18 protein-coding genes are annotated in these 23,790 nt (G+C 65.2%); 8 read left to right on the top strand and 10 right to left on the bottom strand.

Going from position 1 to position 23,790, the window contains the following annotated elements; genetic code table 11:
- Positions 1 to 2: 2 nt before the first annotated feature.
- The 6 genes from S58_RS14110 to S58_RS14085 form a co-directional block, all read right to left on the bottom strand.
- Complete coding sequence (locus S58_RS14110; protein WP_015666001.1) at positions 3 to 1,112, bottom strand: ABC transporter ATP-binding protein; 1,110 nt, start codon at positions 1,110 to 1,112, stop codon at positions 3 to 5.
- A gap of 11 nt (positions 1,113 to 1,123) precedes the next feature.
- Complete coding sequence (locus S58_RS14105; RefSeq protein WP_015666000.1) at positions 1,124 to 2,221, bottom strand: ABC transporter ATP-binding protein; 1,098 nt, start codon at positions 2,219 to 2,221, stop codon at positions 1,124 to 1,126.
- A gap of 7 nt (positions 2,222 to 2,228) precedes the next feature.
- A complete protein-coding gene (locus tag S58_RS14100) occupies positions 2,229 to 3,086 on the bottom strand; it encodes a carbohydrate ABC transporter permease (RefSeq protein ID WP_015665999.1) in 858 nt (285 codons plus the stop codon).
- 10 nt (positions 3,087 to 3,096) lie between these two features.
- On the bottom strand, positions 3,097 to 4,023 hold the full coding sequence (locus S58_RS14095; RefSeq protein WP_173424426.1) for a carbohydrate ABC transporter permease: 927 nt from the start codon (positions 4,021 to 4,023) through the stop codon (positions 3,097 to 3,099).
- 104 nt (positions 4,024 to 4,127) lie between these two features.
- Positions 4,128 to 5,567, bottom strand: coding sequence for an extracellular solute-binding protein (locus tag S58_RS14090; RefSeq protein WP_015665997.1), 1,440 nt, complete (start codon positions 5,565 to 5,567; stop codon positions 4,128 to 4,130).
- 36 nt (positions 5,568 to 5,603) lie between these two features.
- The gene (locus tag S58_RS14085) at positions 5,604 to 6,593 is read right to left on the bottom strand and encodes a sugar-binding transcriptional regulator (protein ID WP_015665996.1); all 990 of its coding nucleotides are present in this window, start codon (positions 6,591 to 6,593) and stop codon (positions 5,604 to 5,606) included.
- A 142-nt stretch (positions 6,594 to 6,735) separates the two neighbouring features.
- Here S58_RS14085 and S58_RS14080 point away from each other — a divergent pair, with 142 nt between their 5' ends.
- The 4 genes from S58_RS14080 to S58_RS14065 all read left to right on the top strand — a co-directional run bounded on the left by S58_RS14080 (position 6,736) and on the right by S58_RS14065 (position 13,428).
- Positions 6,736 to 8,010: an FGGY-family carbohydrate kinase gene (locus S58_RS14080; RefSeq protein WP_015665995.1), complete on the top strand. Its 1,275-nt coding sequence runs from the start codon at positions 6,736 to 6,738 to the stop codon at positions 8,008 to 8,010.
- The gene (locus tag S58_RS14075; RefSeq protein WP_015665994.1) at positions 8,007 to 8,876 is read left to right on the top strand and encodes a TIGR01459 family HAD-type hydrolase; all 870 of its coding nucleotides are present in this window, start codon (positions 8,007 to 8,009) and stop codon (positions 8,874 to 8,876) included. The genes S58_RS14080 and S58_RS14075 overlap by 4 nt, the downstream gene beginning before the upstream one ends.
- 15 nt (positions 8,877 to 8,891) lie before the next feature.
- Positions 8,892 to 9,917 carry a class II aldolase/adducin family protein gene (locus S58_RS14070; RefSeq protein ID WP_015665993.1) on the top strand — a complete coding sequence of 342 codons (1,026 nt, stop codon included), beginning with the start codon at positions 8,892 to 8,894 and terminating at the stop codon, positions 9,915 to 9,917.
- Between the two features lie 1,150 nt (positions 9,918 to 11,067).
- Positions 11,068 to 13,428: a polysaccharide biosynthesis tyrosine autokinase gene (locus tag S58_RS14065; protein WP_015665992.1), complete on the top strand. Its 2,361-nt coding sequence runs from the start codon at positions 11,068 to 11,070 to the stop codon at positions 13,426 to 13,428.
- Positions 13,429 to 13,480: 52 nt separating this feature from the next.
- Here the strand turns inward: S58_RS14065 and S58_RS14060 are convergent, their stop codons facing one another.
- From S58_RS14060 to S58_RS14050, 3 genes are all read right to left on the bottom strand, one after another.
- Entirely contained in the window at positions 13,481 to 13,741 is a 261-nt protein-coding gene (locus tag S58_RS14060; RefSeq protein ID WP_015665991.1) for a hypothetical protein, read from the bottom strand.
- Positions 13,742 to 13,863: 122 nt separating this feature from the next.
- Positions 13,864 to 14,895, bottom strand: a complete 1,032-nt coding sequence (gene opgC, locus S58_RS14055) for an OpgC domain-containing protein (RefSeq protein ID WP_083938583.1) — start codon at positions 14,893 to 14,895, stop codon at positions 13,864 to 13,866.
- 136 nt (positions 14,896 to 15,031) lie between these two features.
- Positions 15,032 to 16,237, bottom strand: coding sequence for a WecB/TagA/CpsF family glycosyltransferase (locus S58_RS14050; RefSeq protein ID WP_015665989.1), 1,206 nt, complete (start codon positions 16,235 to 16,237; stop codon positions 15,032 to 15,034).
- Between the two features lie 286 nt (positions 16,238 to 16,523).
- Between S58_RS14050 and S58_RS14045 the strand changes: the two genes are divergently transcribed.
- Positions 16,524 to 17,912, top strand: coding sequence for an O-antigen ligase family protein (locus tag S58_RS14045; protein ID WP_015665988.1), 1,389 nt, complete (start codon positions 16,524 to 16,526; stop codon positions 17,910 to 17,912).
- Between the two features lie 41 nt (positions 17,913 to 17,953).
- Here the strand turns inward: S58_RS14045 and S58_RS14040 are convergent, their stop codons facing one another.
- A complete protein-coding gene (locus S58_RS14040; protein ID WP_144058314.1) occupies positions 17,954 to 19,900 on the bottom strand; it encodes a right-handed parallel beta-helix repeat-containing protein in 1,947 nt (648 codons plus the stop codon).
- Between the two features lie 325 nt (positions 19,901 to 20,225).
- Between S58_RS14040 and S58_RS14035 the strand changes: the two genes are divergently transcribed.
- The 3 genes from S58_RS14035 to S58_RS14025 all read left to right on the top strand — a co-directional run bounded on the left by S58_RS14035 (position 20,226) and on the right by S58_RS14025 (position 23,779).
- The gene (locus S58_RS14035) at positions 20,226 to 21,176 is read left to right on the top strand and encodes a glycosyltransferase (RefSeq protein ID WP_015665986.1); all 951 of its coding nucleotides are present in this window, start codon (positions 20,226 to 20,228) and stop codon (positions 21,174 to 21,176) included.
- 81 nt (positions 21,177 to 21,257) lie between these two features.
- Complete coding sequence (locus S58_RS14030; protein WP_015665985.1) at positions 21,258 to 22,478, top strand: acyltransferase family protein; 1,221 nt, start codon at positions 21,258 to 21,260, stop codon at positions 22,476 to 22,478.
- Positions 22,475 to 23,779 carry a hypothetical protein gene (locus S58_RS14025; RefSeq protein WP_015665984.1) on the top strand — a complete coding sequence of 435 codons (1,305 nt, stop codon included), beginning with the start codon at positions 22,475 to 22,477 and terminating at the stop codon, positions 23,777 to 23,779. The genes S58_RS14030 and S58_RS14025 overlap by 4 nt, the downstream gene beginning before the upstream one ends.
- The last annotated feature ends 11 nt before the right edge of the window (positions 23,780 to 23,790 follow it).

The raw sequence follows: 23,790 nt of genomic DNA, 5'->3' as shown, positions 1-23,790 counted from the left end.
GGTCAGCGTGCCTCCGCATGGCGGACGCAGACGCCGTCGGCGCCGAAGATATGCAGATGACGCGCCTCCAGCGCACACGGCACGACGTCACCGGGCCTCGCAGCGACCTTGCTCGACGTCACCGCGACCAGCAGATGCCCTGCGCATTCCCCGGCAACATGCGACTGATCGCCGAGCCATTGGTTGGAGACCACGCGCAGCCGCGACTCTCCGGTCCCGATCGCGATCCGCTGCGGCCGGATGCCGACCTTGATCCGATCGGCCTGCACCAGCGCCTGCTGCGCGGTGACGTCCAGCGTCTGCCGGGGAATGTGAAAGGCGACATCGGCGCCGACCGCGAGCCGGAAACCGCCCTCCTCCTGCGCCACATTCGTCTCCAGCAAATTCATCGGCGGCTCGCCGATGAAGCTCGCGACGAACAGGTTGGCCGGACGGTTCTTCAATTCCTTCTCGCTGGCGAACTGCTGCAGCACGCCGTCCTCCATGACGGCGATGCGATCGGCGAGCGCGCTGGCCTCGGTCTGGTCATGGGTGACGAAGATCGCGGTCATGCCGCGCTCGGCCAGCAGGCCCTTGATGCGGCCGCGCAGCACGGCGCGGAGCTGCGGCTCCAACTGCCCCATCGGCTCGTCGAGCAGATAGAGGTCGGCGTCGCGCACCAGCGCACGTGCCAGCGACACCCGCTGCTGCTGTCCGCCGGAGAGCGCGCGCGGATGATGATCGAGAATGTCCTCGATCTCGACCAGGCGGGCGATGCTGTCGACCCGATGGGCGATCTCGGCGCGCGACAGCTGCTGCGCCTTCAGCGCGAAGGCGATGTTCTCGCGCACGGTCAGCGGCGGATACAGCGAATAGCCTTCGAATGCCATCGCGACCTTGCGCTTCGCCGGCGGGAGCTCATGGATCGGCCGCTGTGCCAGCGCGATCGATCCCGACGACACGCTTTCGAAGCCGGCGATCATGCGCAAGGTCGAGGTCTTGCCGCAGCCGGACGAGCCGAGCAGCGCGACGATCTCGCCTGCTTTCACCGCCATGTCGAGCGCGCGCACGGCATGAACCGGCGGCTTGCCGCGGCTGTGATAGAGCTTGTCGACGTTGCGGATCTCGAGCATGTGACTGGTCCTCACGCCGCCTGCCGCCGCGCCGGCAGGCCGATGCGGTCTCCCGTCGCATGGTCGAACAGCAGCGCCGCATTGGGCGCGAACCGCACGAACACATCCTCGTCGGGGCCGGCCTCCAGCGCCTCGGGCGCCAGCGCCGCCAGCCATTCCGAGCCGTCGGCGAAGCGCAGCAGCACCACCGCACGCTCGTGGATCGGCGTGACCGCGACGGTGCGCGCGGGGATCGCGCCGTCGCCGCCCTGACGCGTCACCATGACATCGTCCGGACGGACGCCAAGCCAGCAACGCGTGTTGGACGGCAACTCGTCCGCGTCGAGCCGGATTTGCGTTCCGGCAATGGCCGCCGTCATCCGCCCCTGCTCCGCAACCGGCATCACCTCGGAGAGGTTGATGCTGGGATCGCCGAACAGCCGCGCCACCGCGACCGACGCCGGGCGGGCGTAGATCTCCTCGGGGCGCGCCACCTGCACGAGGCGGCCATTGATCAGCACCGCGATGCGATCGGCGATCGCCATCGCCTCGCGATAGTCCTGCGTGACATAGAGCACGGCCGCCGCGTTCCGGCGCAACAGGCTCGGCAGCTCCAGCCGCATCTCGTAGCGCAGCTTGGCGTCGACATTGCGCAGGGGATCGTCGAGCAGCAGCACCTCGGGATTGCCGATCAGCGCGCGTGCCAGCGCGGTGCGCTGCTTCTGGCCATTGGACAATTCGCGCGGTCTGTGGCCGAGCACGTGCTCGATTTTCAACAGCCGGCTCATCGCCGCGACCTTCGCCGCAATATCGCCTGCGCCCGTCGCACGCAGGCCGCTGGCGATGTTGTCGCGCGCGCTCATATGCGGAAACAATGCAAAGTTCTGGAACGCCATGCCGATGCCGCGCCGCTCCGGCGGTGCATCGACGATCGAGCGGCCACCGACCAGGATGTCGCCGCCGTCCGGCTCGAACATGCCGGCGATCATGCGCAACAGCACCGTCTTGCCGCTACCGGACGGACCGAACACGGCGACGATCTCGCCGGGCTCGACGGCCAGCGACACGCCCTTGGCACAACTCGCGGCGCCGAACGCCTTGCTGACGGATTTGAGTTCGAGACGCGCCATGATGTCCTCAACCCTTGACCGCACCGAGCGAGAGCCCCTCGACCAGATAGCGCTGCGCATACAGCGCAAGCAGCAGGGTCGGCGTCACCGACAGCACGATCGCCGCGGCGATCTGGCCGTATTGGATGCCCGACGCTGTGACGAAGGCGAGCGCGCCGACCGTCACCGGCTGCTTGTCAGCGGAAGCCAGGATCAGTGCGAACACGAAATTGTTCCAGCAGAAGATGAAGGACAGCAGCCCCGCCGCCGCAATGCCCGGCCCCGCCAGCGGCACGGCGATGCGCGTGAAGGCCTCGCGCCAGGAATGGCCGGCGAGCCGGTAGGCGTGCTCGATGTCCGGGCTGATGTCCTCGAAATAGCCGCGCACGATCCACAGGATCAGCGGCAGCGCGATCAGCTGGTAGACCCAGACGATACCGAAATACGTGTCGTTGAGCCCGAGCTGCTGGTAGTAGAGCGACAACGGCAGCAGCACCAGCAGCGGCGGCGCGAAGCGGAACGACAGCAGCGTGAACGCAATGGTCTCGCCGAGGCGGAACTTGAACCGCGCGAACGCATAGGCCGCGGGCACGCCGAGCAGCAGCGCCAGGATCACCGACGCGCTCGACAGGATGAAGCTGTTCATGAGATTGCGCATGAAGGTAAGCTGCAGATTGCCGGCCGCGGTGCGCAACTGTCCCGAGATCAGCGCCTCGTAATTGGCGAGCGTCGGCTCGAACAGGAGGCGCGGCGGAATCCGCAGGATCTGCTCGTTGGTCTGGAACGACATCAGGAAAATCCAGACGATCGGAAACATGAAGAACACGAGCACCAGCGACAGCGCCACGCCGCGAAAGATACGCCCTGCCAAAGTGGAGTGATCCATGACGTCCTCCTCAGGCGTGACCGTGGGCGCGCGCACGCAGCCGAAGCCAGTTCTTGATGAAGATGTTGGACAGGATGTTGGTGATCAGCCAGAGAATCATCAGCAGCGCCGCCGAACGTCCGACATTGGTGTATTGGAAGAACTCCAGGTAGGCCTGGACCTGGAACACCATCAGCCGGTCGCCGGGCCCGCCTTGCGTCATCGCATAGACGATGTCGAACTGCTGAATGGAATCGAGCAGCCGGAACAGCGACGCGGTGATGATGTAGGGCGCGAGCATCGGCAAGGTGATGCGGAAGAACACGAAGCTCGCCGGAACGCCGTCGAGCGCCGCCGCCTCGAACGGCTGCCGCGGCAGCGAGCGCAGCCCCGCCAGCAGCAGGATCATGATGAACGGCGTGTAGACCCAGACGTCGACCAGCACCACCGTGAACAGCGCAGTCGACGGATCGGACGCCCATTTGAAATCATGCGCGCCGAACAGGCCGACCAGATAGGACAGGATGCCGAAGCTCGGATTGGTCATCAGCTTCCACATCAGCGCCGCGATCGCCGGCGCCGTCATCAGCGGCAGCAGCAATGCGATCGAGACCGCGTTGTGAAAGCGGGTCGGCCGGCGCAGCAGCAGCGCGATGCCGAGGCCGAGCAGCAGCTCGGCGATGACAGTCACCGCGGTATAGACCAGCGAGATCCGCAGCGTATTCCAGAACGCCGGATCGGACAGGAAGTCGATGTAGTTGTCGACCCCGATGAAGCCGCGCAGATACGGCAGATTGAGCCGGTAGCGCTGCAGCGAATAGATCGCCGCGGTCACGAACGGCACCAGAATGGCGATGCACACCAGCAGCGCCGGCAGGCTCAGCAGATACGGCAGCAGCCGCCCGCGCCAGCGTTTCGTGCGGCGCGGCGCCGCCTCGGTCTCGACAAGTTCAGCCATGCTCATGACAGGCGTGATCACACATTCGCAGTGATGGGCCGGTCCGGACGCCCGTGGGGGAGCGGCCGGACCGGCAGGTGGTCGTGGAGGGTCCGCGCCCAGCCTCAGCCGAGGCCGGCCTGCTTCAGCTGACGGTTGATGCTGTCGGCCAGCTTGTCGAGGCCTTCATCGACGCTGACCTCCTTGGCCACCATCTTCTGCAGCGAGGCCGCCCACTCGGTCGTGAGATCGAAGAACAGCGGCTGCGCCGTGAAGTAGATCTTGGCACCCGGCGCGGACAGGTCATGCTGCTCGAGATAGCCGGGATAGGACTTGGCGATGCGGTCACGGAACTCGCTGTCCTTCCATACCGAGGTGCGGACCGGATTGACGAAGTCCATCTTGCGGGCGCCGAACAGATCGTGCTCGACCGAGGCCGCCCACTGCATGAACAGCCACGCCGCGTCCTTCTGCTTGGAGAAGCTCGACATCGCGAGCGACCAGATCCAGACGTTCGGCGTCGGCGCCTTGGCGGCCGGGTTGGCCGCGAACGGCGCGTAGCCGAGATTGCCGCGCTCCTTGTTCTCGCCGCCGTTCATGAAATAGCCGAGGATGTCGGCGTCGAAGATCATGCCGGAGGCGCCGGCGCCGAGGTCGGTGCCGACCTGGTACCAGGTGTAGGTCGACCAGTTCTTCGGGCCCGAGCCCTGGATCATCCTGACCCACTTCTCGTGAAACTCCTTCGAGGCCTTGGTATTCATCGCGGCCTTGAGCTTGCCGCCCTCCATCACGAAGTCCTTCTGCCCGAAATTCGAATAGGCGGACAGGAAGCCCGGATGGATGGTGGCCCAGGAGCGCGAGCCGCGCACACCGACGCCGTAGGGACCACCGGCGTCCTTGGTGATCTTGGCGGCGACGTCGAGCATCTCGTCCAGGTTCTTCGGCGGCTTGACGCCGACCTTGTCGAAGATGTTGCGGTTATAGGTGATGTTGTTGAGCTCGTAGCCCCACGGGATGCACCATTGCTTGGCCTTGCCCGAGCCGAGCTCGGAGCCGGCGACGCCGTCCCACGCGGTCGACGAGCGCAGGCCGGGCAGCACGTCGTCCCAGGCGAAGGCCGGATTGGTCTTGGCGGGGTCCTTGATGTAGGTGTTGAGGTCCTCGATCCATCCGGCCGGACCATAGGTCCAGGTCATGTAGGCGCCGGTCATGAAGGCATCGTACTGATCGGACTTCGACGACAGCGCCGCTGTCACCTTGTCGAAATAGACGTCCTCCGGGAAGATGTCGTAGCTGACATTCATGCCGGTCAGGCTCTTGAACGCCTCGATGTCGCCGATCATCGCGTCGACGTAAGGATGCTTGTTGAGCAGCAGCTTGACGGTCTTGCCGCTCTGGGCCTTCCAGTCGAAGTCGGCGGCCATCGCCTTCGACATCGCGGACGCAAAGGCGGAATTGGCGGCGACACCGGCGATGCCGAGCTTGGCGGCGCCGTCGAGCAGATCGCGCCGGCTGATGCGCTTGCCGGCGTAGGACGCAAATAGGTTCTTCTCGCGATCGTACATCTTACCCTCCCATTTGTTTGTAGTTGCTTGTTCGCGTTACCTGCCCTTCCGACTTTTGTTTTTGGAGTTGCCGGATGTTTTCTCCGGCTTGTCGGTAGATAGTGCCTGAGCGGTCACCTCATCGATGATCAAGCCATTCAGGAAGCCGCTGCGCAGCACGGCGCGCAGAGCCGTGATCTTGGCCGGCCCGCCGCCGATGGCGACGATGCGGTGTTTCTTGAGATCGCGGGCCGCCATCGAGGTGGCGCGCGCCGACAGATCGAGATCGAGCAGCTTGCCGTCGGCATTGAAGAAATGCCCGAGCAGATCGGCGCAGGCGCCGGCGCGCTTCAACTCGACAACCTCGTCGGGCTTGATCATGCCGCTCGACACCAGGAAGCCGTCGGCGTGGATCTGGCCGATGCCGACGAACAGCAGCGATGCCGCGCGCGCGAGCGCGAACACGTCGGCGATGCCGAACTGCTGCATCAGCACGGCGCGGTCGGCGACCGAGTTGGCGAACACCGGCACCGGCAGCAGATAGGCCTCCGCGCCGGTGCGCTCGGCCAGGCGGTGGATCACGTCGAACGGATTGGCGGCGAATTTGCGCGTGAGGCCGCCGAGCAGCGACACGAACTGGACGTCGCGCGCCGGCGTCTGCGGCAGTTGCGCGACGACGGCCGCGAGCGTGCGGCCATGGCCGACGCCGATGATCTTGTCGTCGCCGCGCTCCAGCACCTGGCGCAGGAAGCTCGCGCCCTCCAGGGCCAGCGCCTTCAGCGGCAGCTCGCCCTCGCCGAGATCCGGCGCGACGCGGCAGAACGCCAGCCCGTAACGGTCGGCCAGCGCGTTCTCCAGCGCGACGCATTCCGCCACGGGCCCCTCGACGAAGACGCGGATCATGCCCTCGCGGCTGGCGCGCGCGATCAGCCGATGCGCCTTGGTGCTCTGGATGTTGAGGCGGTCCGCCACCTCCGACTGCGTCAGCCCGGCCGCGAAATACAGCCACGCCGCGCGCGTCGCCAGCGAGGCTTCGCCGTCCACCATGGGCGCCCTGTCGGAAGCTGTCGTCACGAATGCCTGCTCGAATGTCTGCTTGCAAAATTCTTCACGCCTTGCAAAAAATTGCAGACGCTGCTCCGCCCGTCAATCCCCCAAACGTGCTGCAGCGCAATCGAGACGAGGTCGCATGACGGAGTTATTTGTCGGCATCGACGTGGGAACCAGCGGCGTGCGCGCCTGCGCCGTCGATAACAGCGGTGCGGCCCGTGGCGCGGCCGCCGTTCCGCTCGCCGCCCCGTGTCAGGACGGCGGCGCGATCGATCAGGATCCGGAGCTGTGGTGGCAGGCCGTGGTCGCGACGATCGAGAAGCTCGGCGAGATCATCGATCTCGGTGCCGTCACGCGCATCGCGGTCGACGGCACCTCGGGCACGCTGCTGCTGATCGATGCGGATGGACGGCCCTGCTCGCCCGGCCTGATGTACAACGATGCGCGCGCGACCGGCGAGGCCAAACGCATCGCCGCGGTCGCGCCGCCCGAGAGCGGCGCGCATGGTGCGAGCAGCGCGCTCGCCAAGCTCTTGCATCTGCTGGGCAAGACTGACGGTGCGCACCGCGCCGTGCACCAGGCCGACTGGATCGCAGGACGGCTCGCGGGCCGTCACGGTTTCAGCGACGAGAACAACGCTCTCAAGCTCGGCTATGATCCGGTGCGGCGCTGCTGGCCATACTGGCTCGACCAGCTCGGCATCGCACCTGACGTGCTGCCGATCATCCTGGTGCCGGGCACGCCGTTCGCCGACATCGATCCGTCGATCGCGCGCACGCTCGGACTATCCCCATCGGCGCGCATCGTGGCCGGCACCACCGACGGCGTCGCCGCCTTCATCGCGACCGGCGCCGATACGCCCGGCGATGCCGTGACCTCGCTCGGCACCACGCTGGTGGTGAAGCTGATCGCCACACAGCCGATCTTCGCCGCCGCCCAGGGCGTGTACTCGCACCGGCTCGGCGACAAATGGCTCGCCGGCGGCGCATCGAACTCCGGCGGCGCCGCGCTGCTCGCACATTTCTCCACCGACGACATGGCCCGCATGACGCCGCTGCTGCGCCCCGACCAGCCGACCGGGCTCGACTACTATCCGCTGCCGAAGCCCGGCGAGCGTTTTCCGATCGCCGATCCTGCGCTGGCGCCACGGATCACGCCGCGCCCGCCTGAAGACCACCGCTTCTTTCAGGCGTTGCTCGAAGGCATTGCAAGCGTCGAGGCGCTGGCCTATCGGCGTCTCCAGGCGCTCGGCGCACCGGCGCTGCGGCGCGTGATCAGCATCGGCGGCGGCGCCAGGAACGCGGCCTGGACGCGCATTCGCCAGAGTGTCGTCGGCGTGCCGGTGAGCGTCGCGGCGCAGACCGAGGCGAGCTACGGCACGGCGCTGCTGGCGCTGCAGGGGCCGCCACGATGACGGCCGCGGCGTGTGAGATCAGCGGCCTCTCCGCGATCGCCGACCGGTTCGATCACGTGCTGCTCGACCAATGGGGCACGCTGCATGACGGCCGAACGGTGTTTCCGGCGGCACACGACTGCGTCATCAGATTGAAGGAAGCCGGCAAGCACATTCTCGTGCTATCGAATTCCGGCAAGCGCGCGGGCCCCAATGCCGAGCGGCTGGCGCGGCTCGGCCTGCCGCGCTCGACGTACGACGGCATTCTCACCTCGGGCGAGGTGACCTGGACGGGCCTGCGCGACCGCACGCGCGCGCCGTTCACCGACTGCGGCGACGCCTGCTTCCTGATCACCAGGGGCGGCGACGGCTCGCTGATCGACGGCCTCGACCTCGTGATCGTGAACGACACGCGCGATGCCGATTTCATCCTGCTCGGCGGCCTCGACGACGACCTCACCGAGCCCGACCTCTGGCGCGATCAGTTCGCGCGCGCAGCGGCCCGAGGCGTGCCGATGATCTGCGCCAACCCCGACCTGATGATGTTCGGTGCAACCGGCCTCGTGCCCGCGCCCGGCACGCTCGCGCGCGCCTATGAGTGGCTCGGCGGCCCGGTGTCGTTCGTCGGCAAGCCGTATCAGCCGATCTTCGCGGCGGCGCTGGCGCAGCTCGGCAACCCGGACCCGCATCGCGTGCTGATGATCGGCGACTCGCTCGACCACGACGTCGCCGGCGCCCGCGCGCAGGGGCTGCAGACGCTGCTGCTCGCCGATGGCGTGCATCGCACCACCTTGGCCGGCGCCTCGGACCTGGCTGCCGCCACGCGCAAGCTCGCGGCGTCGCCGAGCCGCATGCCGAATTGGACGATGCAACATCTGGCCTGGTGACGAGGGAGACGCGAGATGCGCGAGCCTGCAGAGCTTCATGATCTCAGCGAGATGTCGGCACGAGTCGGCCGCAACATGCTGCTGGTGCAAGGCGCCGGCGGCAACTCGTCGCTCAAGCAGGACGACGTGCTCTGGGTGAAGGCGTCCGGCACCTGGCTTGCCGACGCCAACGAGACGAACATCTTCGTGCCGGTGCTGCTGCCGGCCGCCCGCGAGACGCTCGCCGGTGACGATGAGCGCATCCCGCTCGCCGCGCCCGGTCCGTTGCGCGCCTCGATCGAGACCTCGCTGCATGCGCTGCTGCCGCACCGGATCGTGCTGCACGTCCACGCCGTCAACACCATCGCCTGGGCGGTCCGGCGCGAGGCCCGCGATGAATTTGCGGCGCGACTGGATGGGCTCGCCTGGCGCGATCTCGACTACTTTCATCCAGGGCTGCCGCTGGCGCGCGCCGTCAGCGAGATCGTCGCGCGCGAGCGCATCGATGTGCTGATCCTCGGCAATCACGGCCTCGTCGTCGGCGCCGAGACCTGCGACGAGGCCGAGGCGCTGGTCCATGAGGTGGAGCGCCGGCTGGCGCTGCCAGTGCGCCCGACACCTGCTGCCGACGAAGCGGCATTGCGCCGTCTGTGCGCCGGCACCGACTATCGCCTGCCGCAGGATGCTGGTAGCCACGGCATCGCCACCGATCCGTTCAGCCTGATGATCGCGACCGGTGGTTCGCTCTATCCCGACCACGTCGTGTTTCTCGGTCCGGCCCTGCCGACGATCGACGGCGCTGACGGCCTCGCCACGATGCTCGCGCGCACGGCATCGAGCCGCCTGCCCGCTCCCGTCGCGGCCCTGGCGCCGGGCCTCGGCGCCATCATCCGCAGCGACGCCAGTCCCGGCGCCGAGGCGATGCTGAGCTGCCTCGCGCTCGTGACCAGCCGCCTGCCGCTCGACGCGGATGTCATCTATCTCTCGGCCGTGCACGAGCAGGCCCTGCTGAACTGGGACGCCGAGCGTTACCGGCAGCAACTGACGGCAGACCGCCAGTGACATCAAGGCGTGCGGATACGCCGTGAGCGCGCACAACAAGCCATCCTGGGCTCGCTGCCCGCCGGGCGACTCATGCCGTCCCCGTTGCGCTTCCTCCCGAGCCGCTCCCGCGGCAATCCGTCCGACATGGGCACGATCGCAGCTCGAACGCCTGCGCCGAAAAGCTGATTTCACCCGCGGCCTCAACCACATCACCGCTGTCCAGTCCCCACGCGTAAAAAATCCATCTTTCTTTTTTACCGAAATCATGATTGACTGCTCCCATCCTGCCTCGCCACGAGGGGCGCTTCGCGATCGTCACGGAACGTCGGGTGCGGGATGCGGTAGGCGCAACGGTTTCGCAGCATGACCTTGGTCGTGCGGACGAACGAGCCGATGCGCCGGCGAAGTCGTATGGTCCTGGTCTCCCGATGCTGAGGCCAAGCGGATGGTGACGATGATCCGTCCGTGACGGGGGCAAACAAGCCCGGTCCCCGGGGAGAGTACGTATAAGCCGTCCAACTATCGCGCGGGGAATGCCGGGATGTCTCGGCTGAACCTGTGGTTCCTGCCGCCAGCATTTTTTCAGCTGGCGGGCCATGGGTGCGGCCAGCGCCCGGCATTCCCTGCGCCCTCGCGATCAGAGAGGGCGGACCGACCGCCACAGCTCGGACGCGACAGGCGCCGCGAGGCCGCAGTGGCATGACGCAGAAGGCGCAGACGATCCGGGGCGAAGGATGAACGGCGGGGATCAGCGTGCGAGAACCGATCGAAGGTCAAGCTCCCCGGTCCGCCCGAAGCTTCGTCCCGGCAGCGCCCGGGCCGAAGGGCTTCAACCCGCCACCGATAACCATACTGCAAAATTCAATCCACCCCGGCCGTTCGCCCGATTTAATTTTGTCCCATACGCCCGCACGATACCAGCGTCGGCGGCCGCGTCGGTCGAGCCGCCTGCACGATCGAACCATGCACCGGCAGCGCCGCGCTGCATGCTTTTGGCCACAGACGACATTTAATTATTTCCGGCCACTTGCTCGCCAAAATTAGATTTAATATAAATAATTTAAGCGGCACGATCAAACCATTTAATGACTCAGACGACAAACCTTTGTTTTAGCAGGCACCCGGGCGGCTCCGACGTCCGAAGCGAAACTGATGAAGCTTCAAAAACATGCTGCACAATCCCAACGTGAGCGCGGTTGCCTATAATCCTCAGCAGGACCATGGTTGGCAACGGACCGGGCCCGGTCCGTTCAACACGGCGCTGGGATTTCTTCGCCGGCATTATCTGGTGATTGCGATCGCCACGGTGCTTTCGGTGGCGGCGAGCATCGCCATCCTGAAGGTCCTGCCGCCGACCTATTCGGCGGACGTGAAGATCATGCTCGGCAGCGCGAAGCCCCCGGCCGTGCAGCCGCAGCCGACCCAGGACGATCCGCCGCTCGACATGGAATCCCAGATCGAGATCCTGAAGTCGAAGTCGGTCGCGACAGCCGTCATCGGCAAGCTGAACCTTGCCGATGATCCGGACTTCAACGGCAAAGGCGGCCCGCTTCAAGCCGCAACCGACGCCATCCGCCGGCTCGTCGGCTCCACGCCGGAGCCGAGCGCGCCGTCGACGGACGATCTCCTCGACGAATTTCAGCGCCGAATGACCGCTTTCAGGATCGGCACCAGCACCGTCGTCGAAGTCGATTTCAGCGCCAGCGACCCGAAACGGGCCGCGATGATCGCCAATGCGATCGCCAAGGAATATTTCGATCAGCAGCTGAAAGCAGAGACGAACGAGCACCGCACCGTCACCGCCTGGCTGCACGAGCGTCTGCAGGATCTGGGCAATGACGCGACCGCGGCCGAGCGCGCGGTGAACGAGCTGAAGAGCCGGCACAACATCGTCTCGGCCGACGGCAAGTTCATGGACCAGCAGCAGGTCACCGAGCTCACCAATCGCCTGGTGGCCGCGCGTACGCATACGGCCTCGCTGATGACCCGTCTCAGCCGGTTCGACGACATGCTCGCCACGAACAACGCCGACACGCCGATCGACAGCATCGCCGCGATCTCGGACTTTTCCCCCGCGGAGCTGAGCGGCAATCTCAATCCGCCCGACGGGCTTTCGCTGAGCAATTCGAACAGCACGGCGATCATCAACAGCCTGCGCCAGCAATACCTCGACAATGCGAAGCGGGAATACGAGTATTCCGCCAAATACGGCAGTGACCATCTGGCCGTCGTCAACATCCGCGCCGCGATGAAGAGCATCCGCCAGGCCATGCTCGACGAGGTGCGGCGACTCGCCGACGTCGCCAAGCATGATTACGCGGAGGCCAAGCAGCAGCAGCAGGAGGTCGAAAAGCAGCTCGCGCAGGCGGTGGCACGGTCTCAGGACACCAGGGCCGCCGAGGTCAGCATCCGCGAGCTGGAGACCAGCGCCAAGGGATACCGCGCGCTCTACGACACCTTTCTGCAGCGCTACATGGGCTCGGTCCAGCAGGGATCGTTCCCGATTACGAAGGCGCGGGTCATTTCGGCCGCCACTCCGCCGAAGAAGAAGAGCAAGCCGAAATCCATCGTGCTGCTGGCGATCGGCCTGTTCGGCGGCCTCGCATTGGGCGGCGGCCTGGGGCTGCTGGCGGAGGTCAAGGACCGCAGCTTTCGAACGACCGACCAGGTCGAAGACCGCCTGCGCCTGCCCTGCCTGTCGGTCGTGCCTCTGCTGAAACATGGCGAGGTGAACAGGGTCACCAGGGAGGCTGCGCTCAGGGTCGCCGACAAGGCCGACACGGATGGCGGCCAGCGCATGGTATCGCGGGGCACGGGGACCTGCTGGGCCGCATCGGCGATGCCCTCGTCCCGCTTCGCGGAATCGATCCGTTCGCTGAAAGTGGCCATCGACCAGGATCCGAGTCGCGCGTCGCGGAAGGTGTTCGGACTGACGTCGGCGCTACCCAACGAGGGCAAGTCGATCATCGCCGCCTCGCTCGCCCAGCTGATCGCCAGTTCGGGCAAGCGGGTCATCGTGGTCGACTGCGACCTGCGAAATCCGTCCCTCTCCGCCACGCTCGCCCCCGATGCCGGCTCCGGCATCGCCGACGTCGTCTCCGGCGCGCGCCGGCTCGAGGACACGATCTGGACCGACCCGGTGACGCGCCTGCATTTCCTGCCGGGCAAGGGCGCGGCGCAGCACGACACCAGCGACATCCTCGCCAACAAGGAGATGCGCAAGCTGTTCGAGCAGCTGCGTGAGACCTACGACTACATCATCGTCGATCTTCCACCGCTCGCGCCGGTGGTCGACGCGCGCGCCATCTCGGCGCTGCTCGACAGCTTCGTTCTGGTCGTCGAATGGGGACGGACGCCGGCCGACGTGGTCGAGCACGCGTTGAACACCGCGCCGAACGTCTACGATACGCTGCTCGGGGTCGTGCTCAACAAGACCGACATGAAGGCGCTGAAGCGCTACGCCCATCATTTCGGCGACTACTACAACCACGAATATTATGCCCGCTACGGCAGCGTCATGGCGGAATAGATGATCCGGCGCGCGCCGGTGGGTGCGCGCCGTCGATCATCCCGGGCTTAGCTCAGCGCTGATGTTCTGGCCGGATGGACGGATGCGCGATCCCGACGCGCTCCAGAACGCTGCGAAGATAGATGCCGGCGAGATAGCCCAGCTGGACTGCGACCAGGCCGCCGACCGATACGAGCGCAGCAGACAGGCCGCTCGCGACCGACACCGCGATGCATTCCACGAAAACCACGGCGACGAGCACGAGCAGCGTGCGAACATTGAAGATCGCCCCGGCCACAGCCCCGGCTCCAAAATGAAGTGCGATCACCCACATCAGTTTTCATGCCTCCTCGGGCCGTGGCGAGAGGCTAGCGGCGAATGGTTAGGGATGAGCTAAGCGGCTCGGGGGGATTTGAGCAAGCGCATCGGGGCAACACTGCGGTGCGGAAAATACCGCTATCGGCCGCCCAGCGGGTGCAGCACGGGATGCCGCTGCAGCCCATGCGCTCGGTAGAGCCAGAGCACCGCGGTGACCAGGACGACGTCGAACAGGCCCATCATGGTCTGGCCATAGACCTGGGGATGAACGCCGCCGAGCAGGAGCGCCAGCTTCACCGATTGGCGCACGACCTCCGAGCCCAGGAACGCGATCAGCGAGTTCTGGCCGACATTGAGGACCAGCGCGACCGCCGCCCATTGCCGGGTGGCCGCGAACAACGCCCACAGCAGCGCCAGCAGCAGCGGCAAGGTCCAAAGCAGGTTGACCAGCTTGTCGAACCGGTAGGGATATTTCTCCCCATTGCTCGGAAATCCCAGGCAACCGTCCAGCACCAGCCCAAACACGAACAGCGCCAACATGATCGCGTAGAACCGGGGGCCGATCAGGCGGTTGCGGCGGTGGAGGTCGCCGAGCCAGGTGCCCAGCATGAGAAAGAGCTGCGCCTGCAGCGAGAACAGCAGCAGGATCGCGGCGGGATTCTCCAGTGCAGGATCCCTGGTGTTGGCGAACCAGGTGCAGAGCACGAAGATCGCTGCCGAGAGCGCGAGCATCAGCCCCCTGTGCCGCTTGAACAGCGGCAGGATCAGCGGCAGCAGCAGGAACATCAACCCGTAGAATTTCAGGATCGTGATGGCCGTCGGTTCGGATTGGAACGTCAGCACGTCGAAGATCGCCTCCCCGACCGGCTCGCGCTTCTTGCCGAGGACGGCCATGCCGATGGCGACCGGCACCGAGATGACGAAATAGGCGGCGAGCACTTTCAGCCCGCGGACGACGAGCTCTCCATGCTGCTCCTTGTGCAGATAGACGTAGCCGACCATGAAGCCCGAAATGACGATGAACAGCTCGGCGAAGGGATTGAATTTGGTGAACAGGTCGACGGAATCGGGAAACACGTTCGCGGTGTGATGGTAGAACACGAACAGCATCGAGCAGCTTCGATAGAAGTCGATCAGGACCTCGCGCCGAGTCTGGGCTACCGCGCTCAACGCTCGACCTCCAGCGACGACTCCTCACGTGAAGGATGGTCCGCAGCGATCGAGCGCAGGGTAGCCCGTCGCGCCGAAGCCGGATGTCGTGGATCATCGGACCAGCGGCGAGAGGGACGATATTCGCGCGCTGCGCTCATGGAAGATCCAGGCCGCCCATGCGGAATATTCGCGCCATCAGGGGCGAGACGCCCACGAACGTCCCGGCGCAGCCCTGGGCCTCCAATTGCTTCCTCAGCATCAGCAGCAATCCGAGAAAACGCGCATCGATGGCGCAGACATTGGAGAAATCGAGCGTGACGCGCTTGCGGGAAGCCGTCGCGGCGCGGAACACCGGAATGGCCCTGTCGACGTGCCGTGCATCGGCCGGCCCTGAAAGACTGAGCGTGACCGTGCGCGAGCCATAGTCCTGGGTGATGGTGAGGGCCTCCCCCCGCTCATGCGTGCGCCGCATCCACCAGGTCCAGAACACGAATGGCAGCACGTGGGTGAACAGCAGCCGCAGCATCGCCGTCCCGTCGTTCCAGTAGCGGCGCCAGAGATAGGGCTCCTCCTTGATGCGCCACAGCCACTCCAGCCCCAGCCTGCGCAGGATCGGCGGCGCGCGCTTGACCGTGCCGGCCTGGAAATTGAGCGCAGCGCCCAGATGGGCGCGAACCGGAATCTCGAGCCGCTGATGATTGCGCTGCAGCCACGACTGCCCCTTCTGGCTGCTCAAGGAGGCGACCAGAAAGTCCGCGCCGCTGGCGTTGATCTCTTCGATGATGTGGTCCCGGCTCATCTCCTCGGCCGAGCAGTAGCCCGGATTGGACCAGCCGACGCAGTGCAATCCCCCCGGCTGGCTGTTCAGCCTGTGGGCGGCACGTTCGGCGCCACCTTCCGGTCCCCCGAACAGAAACAGCTTCAGGGTGCTCGCAGAACCGATGTCCGCCTTCAGGGCATCGAAGATATCGGCGCCGGCGGTGCGGCTCTTGATCGGAATTCCGATCAGCCGCGCGATCCAGACCACCGGCATGCCGTCGACGGTACAGAGGTCGCTCAGGATCAGCGAGTCCCTGAAGCTCCTGTCCGACTGACTGGCGACCAGGAAATTGAGATTGGGAGTCGAGATCAGAAGACGTGTCTTGCGCCGCGCGGCGTCGCGGATGCGGCGCAGGACGCCGCGCATGCCGATGGCATCGATCGGTATTCCAAGGACGCAGTAGACGTCGCGGTCGAGGTCATCGACGGCGGCGGTGTCCGTCGTTGCGGTATCGACGTCGGGCCGGTCGCGATCCGTCCCGAAACGGTCCACGCGATAATAGGAGCGTCCGGCCTCCTGCAATTCCTGCGTGGTCAGCATCGACCGCTCTCCCTCAATCTGCCCTGTCCGCACGAGGAGGCCGGGGTTTGCGGAGATCCCGGCCGCGCCCGGCTGACCCGGCGAAAATCATCATTTAATTTTAAATCATTTGATTTATTTAATACGGTTTATTTGTGAATGACAGACATATTTTCGGCAGCCGTGCAGCAAAGTCTGGCGCGCCCCAAAGCTTTGATTTAATCTTCGGCCCGGATATCATCCTTACCGCGGCGCTCCGGACCGGCTCGCCAGACGTTGGAATCGGATTTTCAGAAGTAGAGCGCGAATGCCCAGAATTCCAGCGACGACATTCACGGCCGCCGGGCCGCGGGCCGTGGGGACCTTCGACGTCTGCGCGCTGATCCCGGTCGTGGCGTTCGCCTATTCGTCGCTCATTCAGCCGCTGATCTATTTCGCCTTCCCGCCGTCCGCCGGGCTTCAAGGCCTGCTCGAGAGCCGCGTCGAGAACCGGATCTTCTGGCCGGTATTGGCGGTCCTCGCCATCGTCGTTGCGGCGCAACGCCTAGGTCGCGGCGGCAGGCTCTCCATGCCGCCGAACATCGTCGGCCTTTGCGTGTATTTCGGTTTCGCCGGCGCCAGCGTGGTATGGGCGTTGAAACCCGAATTCGCCTTCGTCCGTTTCGTCCAGGAAGCGATGGTCCTCACCGCCGTAGTGCTGCCCGCGTTGCTGGCGAGCCCGACGGCGAACATCATGCGCGGCGTGTTCCTCTGCTTCGCGGCCGGCGTGATCCTGAACGTCCTGCTGATCCCCGGCGGCTATGCGACCTACGCGCAATATGGCACCGCATTGGTGGACATCGGCTATCAGGGCTATTTCTCGGGAAAGAACCTGCTCGGCGAGTTCGCCGCCATCGCCTTTCTGCTGTCGGTGCACGAAATGCTGTATCCCGGCTACCGTCGTGCGCTCGGGCTCATCGTGGCGGTGGCAGCCGTCGTCCTGATCTTCCTCTCCAGCTCCAAGACGGCGCTGGGTCTCGCACTCGTCGCCCCCGTCCTGGCGATCCTGACGCTCGCGATCGCGAGGACATTGCGGCTCGCTCCGGTCCTGATCCTCGCGGCCATCGTGCTGGGCTATGTCGTGTTCGGCGAGCTCGCAGGCTTCAACACCGGCCGCATTGCCTATCTGTTGACCGGGGATTCCAGCTTCACGGGCCGCACGACGATATGGGCGTTCTCGGAGATGGAGATCGCGCAGAGGCCGCTTCTCGGATGGGGCTATCAGAGCTTCTGGCTGGTCGGAGCGGACGCTCCGAGCGTCACCGAAGCCCCCGGCTGGGTGAAGGCGATGCCGAACTCCCACAACGGCTACTACGACGCGATTCTGGAACTTGGCTACGTCGGTCTCGGCCTGCTCCTCGTCTTTCTCGTGACGACCGTTCACGTCATCGGGCGCGTGATGAACTACGACGCCAAGCGAGCCTGGATTCTGTTGTCCGTCGCCCTGTTCGTCATGGTCTACAATTTCCTCGAAACCTTGTGGCTGCGCGCTTTCGACGTCTCCTGGGTCGTGTTCGTCCTGGTGACGGTCGAGGCCGCGCGGTACTGGCGCCGGTCGCAGCGAGCCGTGCCCGCTCATCAGCCGGTGCCTAGAATGCCGGTTCGTTCCGGTCGCCCACGATTGGCGTGGAGGCCGCGGCTCGGCGTCCGTTTCTGACGATCTCGTGCCGGAACGTCAGGACCTCGCTCACAGCAGCCCTATTGGGTTGCTCCAGGCGCGACGGCGAACGGTGTGCCCGCATCGAGCCTCGCCTTGGCGGGCAGCGTTTGGAGCTTGGCGTCACCGGTGGGATCCACCCAAGGCCAGGGAAGGTTGCCGAAGAAGCCGGGCTTGGCGTTCAAATAAAGCGACGGCGGCAGCGGCTGTGCCGGCAGGCCGTCGGCCCAGACCGTTTTGCTGGTGAGATAGTCGAAATTACCGCCGCGGATCACCGTTGCCAATGTCTTCGGATCGGGCGCCATCGTCCAGCGCTCCGGATCGTAACCCAGCATCCAGACACTCCCGACGCCGCCCCTCCCCCAGAGCGCCGTATTGCTCCGCATCGAAGGATCATCGTAGGTCCAGCCACGCATACGCCCGGGGCGGCCGAGCACGTTGCCGACGAAGGAGTCCCACCACGACCCATACGCAAGACCGGCCGTGCGGATGCCTGAACGGTCGTCGAGGCGCTGGCGCTGGCCCGTCAAATGATTGCGGAAGAAGGTCAGATAGATGGCGTTGCCATGCGTGTAGTCGCTGTCGGCATTGTGCGACAGATTGCCTTCGAACAGGACGTGGTGGGAGCCGGCCATGTGCGAGGCATTGATGCCGACTTCGACCCAGCCCGGATTGTCGAAATCGAACGAGTCGTCGACATAGTTGTAGCCGACGACACTGCCCGCGCCGGATGAACGGAACACCATGTTCTTGCAGACGTCGACCAGGATGTTGTTTTCGATCAGCACCTCCGACGAGCCCCAGGCAAGGCTGATCGCGTATCCGGCGCCGCCGGGCTGAGGCCATGACCCCGCGTGAATATGGGAGTCGCGGAGCTCGACCCGGAACGAATTGTCGATCGCCACGCCCTCGCCGAGCCACTGCGTCACTTCGATGGATTTGGCCCAGGAATAGGCCGCAGCCTCGAACCTCAACGCACCATCCGCGCCACCCAGGATGCTCAGGTTTTCAACGCCGGCATGGGCGATGTGGATGTCGAGATTGTTCGCAGCGTGGCCGCCGCTGTTTGGATCGGTGCTGTAGGGCGTAAGCTGCGCCTGGTGACTGATGCGATAGCTGATCGTCAGCGGCGAGGTGAACGTCACGGCGCTGCCGGAAACTGATGCGATCTCCTTGATCTCGGCGGTGGCGCGGTCGGGCCGCGCGAACCACGTCATCGATTTCGGCAGCACGCCGGGTGTCTGATCATAGGGGCCCTCGGCATTCGCACCGCCATTGTCGTCGCCGGGCTGGACGGGATCATGCATGTTCCAGGCGACGCGGTCGCCTTGCCAGACCTTCGCGGCCCCCGGGAAGCCCGCTGGCGTCGCCTGCCACGATGCGCCCGAGGCTTCGTCCAACAGCACGACGTCGCCGGCCCTGAGGCCAGCTGTATTGGTCAGTCTGATGGTGGTCGCCCCCTGAGCGCCGTCCACCAGCAGGTTCTGCGAGGCGCTGCTGTCAGGCCCATTGTTCCAGCGTGAGGGCCCGACGATGATGACCGGCTTGGGATCGTAGCGGTATGAGCTCGGATCGACCGGCGTCAGGATGCCGCTGGTGCCGGCGATGACTGCCGGCGTTCTGGCACGCGCGCCATTGGACTTCAGCAGCCTCGTCGTGCCCGCGCCCGCGCCGCGCAGCGTGACCGGGCGATTGATCAAGAGCGGCTCATTGACGATGAAGGTGCCGGACCCGAGCATCACGACCTGGCCAACGGGTGCACTGCTCAGCGCGGCCTGGATCGCGCTGGTGTCGTCCTTCCCGGTCGGAGACAGCGTCCGATAGATGGTGGTGCGGTTCGGAATCCCGCCCACCGACATCAGGCCGGGATTCCACGCGACCATTCGCTCTGCCGGTAGCAGGCTGCCAGCCAATGCCGGCGCCCCGGTCGGCACGGCTGTCTCGCCGGCCGCGGCGCGCGGCTCCGAGAGGCCATGAACGATCAGCATGGCGAGCGTCGCCGCAAGACAGATGCGGCCCCGCTTGCCGGTCGCTCGAAGCCAGTCCGAACGGCATGGTAGAAGCGGCGTTTGCGTTTTGCTGGGGATCACGACGCGCATGCTCTCCGTAAAGCTGGTCTCGTTGAGCGGACCGGGCCCGATTGACGGGACGGGACGCGGTGCGGCTGGGCAGCAGATTTAAAAACACCATGATTTTGACACGGGCCGCAACATAATATTAAATCACGATTTAATTTATTCAACGGCGCCGGCATGCCCACCTGTTCCAAAAGGATGCGCCGGTGTTCCGTGCTTCCATAAAGGGATTTCATACGTGACGCCATCGCGCCGCTACCTGCTGATCTCGCCGTGCCGGGACGAGGCACAATATCTCCGCCGGACGCTCGACAGCGTGGCGGCGCAATCGGTGCCGCCCGCGCTGTGGATCGTCGTCGATGACGGATCGACCGACGAGACCCCGGCCATTCTCGAGGACTACGCCCAGCGGCTGCCCTATCTGCGCGTCGTGCGCCGCGCCGATCGCGGCGGGCGCAAGGTCGGCCCTGGTGTGATCGAAGCCTTCTATGCCGGCATGGACACCGTGCGGCTCGAGGATTTCGACTATCTCTGCAAGCTCGACATGGACCTCGACCTGCCCCCGCGCTACTTCGAACTACTGATGGAACGGATGGAGGCCGATCCAAGGGTCGGGACGACCTCGGGCAAGCCGTGGTTCGTCCATCCCCAGACCGGTGCCTTGGAGCCCGAGGTCTGCGGCGACGAGATGTCGGTCGGCATGACCAAGTTCTACCGTGTTTCGTGCTTCCAGGAGATCGGTGGCTTCGTGCGCCAGGTGATGTGGGACGGCATCGACTGCCACCGCTGCCGCATGCTCGGCTGGATCGCCGAGAGCATCGATACCGAAGCGCTGCGCTTCGTCCATCTGCGGCCGCAGGGTGCGAGCCACAACGGGATCTGGACCGGACGTCTGCGCAAAGGCTTCGGCCAGTACTTCATGGGGACGTCGCCGCTCTATCATCTCGCGGTGGCGGTCTATCACCTGCCCGCCTATCCCGCGCTGATCGGCAGCGCGGCGATGCTGTGGGGCTACTTCCGCAGCTGGCTGAAGGGCCTGCCGCGCTATGACGATCTCGAGTTCAGGCGCTTCCTCCGCACCTACCAGAAAACCTGCCTGCGGCTCGGCAAACGCGCCGCCACGGCGCGGATCAATGCGGAGCGGGCTCAACTGTGGAGCGCCAGCCATCCCGTCGCCGACGCAAGGTGATCTTCGCCCGGCCGATGACGGCGGTGTCGAAGCAACATTTGCCAAGCCGAAATTTATCTCCGACCCATTTTTCTGGACACCATGGCCAAGACTCTCGCGTTCAGCCAATTCCGCGCCGCCTCGATACCTTCGCCGGCCGGGATCTCCGATGACAACGCCACGTTCGGCGCGGCGGCTCTCCCGACGCACGCGCAGATCAGCGGATCCGCTGTCATTCCGTCGCTGGATGGCATTCGCGCGCTGTCGGTGCTGATCGTCGTCCTGGGTCATTCCGGGCTGCAGACGCTGATCCCCGGCGGCCTCGGCGTCACCATCTTCTTCTTCCTGAGCGGCTTTCTGATCTCGACCCTCATGCTGTCCGAGCACGAGCGCACCGGCACCCTCGACATCCCGCGCTTTTACGCCCGTCGCGTGTTCCGGCTGATGCCGCCCCTGCTGCTCACATTGGCGATCGCCTATGGGCTTACCTCAGCCGGCCTGCTCGACGGCGGGATCACTGCCAAGGGATTGGCGGCGCAACTGCTGTATTTCGCCAACTACTATGGCCTGTTCTTCGATCCCGGCAACACGGTCCCCGACGGCACCGGGATCCTGTGGTCGCTCGCGGTCGAGGAGCATTTCTACATCGTCTATCCGCTGCTGATGACCCTGTTGCTGGGATCGGCGCTACGCCCTCGCACCATCGGCGCGGTGCTCGGGGCCGTCTGTCTCGCCGTTCTCGCCTGGCGCATCCATCTGGTGCACGCCCCCGGCTTCTTTCCTGACCGCACCTATTACGGCTCGGATACGCGCATCGACTCGATTGCCTATGGCTGCCTCCTGGCGCTCGTCATCAATCCTGTGCGACGGCGATCGACGTCCGGCGCGATGTCATTAGCGCAATGGGCGCTGATGCTGGGCGCGGCAGCCGCGCTGCTGGTCTCCCTGCTCTACCGCGACCCGACGTTTCGGGAGACCGCCCGTTACAGCATCCAGGGCCTGGCCCTGATGCCGCTGTTCTATTTCGCAGTCCGCTTCTCTAATTCACCCCTGTTCCGAAACCTCAATCGCTCCTGGCTGATGACGCTCGGGACCTATTCCTACGCGATCTACCTGATCCACAATGTGATCATCAGGGCGATCGACAAGAACCTCCCGGCCATCGCCGCCAAACCCTATCTGCTTTTTCCGCTGACGTTGCTGCTCTCGATCATCTATGCCGCGGCGCTCGAACGCTTCATCGAGCCGTATTTCAGGCAACTCCGACACAAGCTCAGGCCAGCGTCGACCGAACGACAAAGCCGCAACGGGGTGCCGTCATGAGTGAGGGACTTTCCGTCATTCTGGCGACCGCAGGCGCCGGCGGCACCATCGCGGCCGTCCGCAGCCTCGGCGCGAGGGGCTTCGACGTCAATGTCGTCTCGAGCGAGCGCCTCGGCGCGGCAGCCTGGTCGCGCTACGCCAAACGCACCTTTTCGGCGCCGCCCGAGAGCGACAGCCCGCGATTCCTCGAGCGGCTGCTCGCGATCGGCAGGTCCAATCCCGGACATATCCTGCTCCCCACCTCGGACGAGACCGCGTGGATCTACGCGGAAAACGCAGCAATGCTGCAGCCGCATTTCCGCTTATATCATCCGCCGCTTTCGAGCCTCCGGCGTATCCTCGACAAGAAGCTCTTCTCCGATGCGGCGATCAGCGCGGGGCTGGCGGTGCTGCCGAGCTGGGACCCGACCAGCCTGGAAGAACTCGCCGCACTGGCGCCGAACCTGCCGTTTCCGATCCTGATAAAACCGCGGACCCACGTTCATCGCGTTCGCAACGACAAAGGCGTGGTGGTCAGTTCACCCGAGGAGCTGATCCGGCAATATCGCAGTTTCCTCGATCGCGAGCAGGAACGGGTCACCGACACTCCACTGCTGCCCGACGCCAAGCGGCCTCTCCTGCAGCAGTTCGTTCGCGTGAGAAGCGAGGGCGTCCTGTCGATCACCGGCTTCATCGACCGCTCGACCGAGCTGTTCGTGACCCGAGCCGCAAGAAAGGTGTTTCAGCGCTCACAGCCCGTAGGCGTGGGCGTCTGCTTCGAGTCACAGCCCTCGCCCGAGCATCTGCCTGATCTCATTCGCCATCTCTGCCGCGAGCTCGGCTATTTCGGCCTGTTCGAAGCCGAATTCGTCTGGTTCGACGGTCATTGGGCCATCATCGACTTCAACCCGCGCATGTTCAGCCAGGTTGGAATGGACATCAGCCGCGGCATGCCGCTGCCACTTCTCGCCTGCCTGGATGCGATCGGTGACAGCGCATCGCTGTGCTTGGAAGTCGCAAAGGCGCAGACGCAAGACGACAGGCAGGCGGTCTTTCGCGATCGCTTCACTCTGCGGGCAATCCTTGTCGCTCAGGTGCTCACCGCGCGCATATCGAACCAGGAATTTCGCAAATGGTACGGCTGGATGAAACAGCATGCGGGCCATGCCGTCGATTTTGCCGCTGACCGCGACGACCTCCTGCCGGGTATCGTTCACGCGTTTTCGGAAGTCTACCTCGGTCTCAGATCCCTGCCGCGCTTCATGCGCGCGAAACCGCGAGCGGCCTTGCCGACCCGGCGTGTGTTCAACGAGAGTATGTGAGAGGCAGCGCT

Origin of the sequence: Bradyrhizobium oligotrophicum S58 (assembly GCF_000344805.1) — a bacterium.
Lineage (GTDB): Bacteria > Pseudomonadota > Alphaproteobacteria > Rhizobiales > Xanthobacteraceae > Bradyrhizobium > Bradyrhizobium oligotrophicum.
Note: the sequence above shows the minus strand (reverse complement) of the source record. Positions and strands in the feature narration are given on the sequence as shown.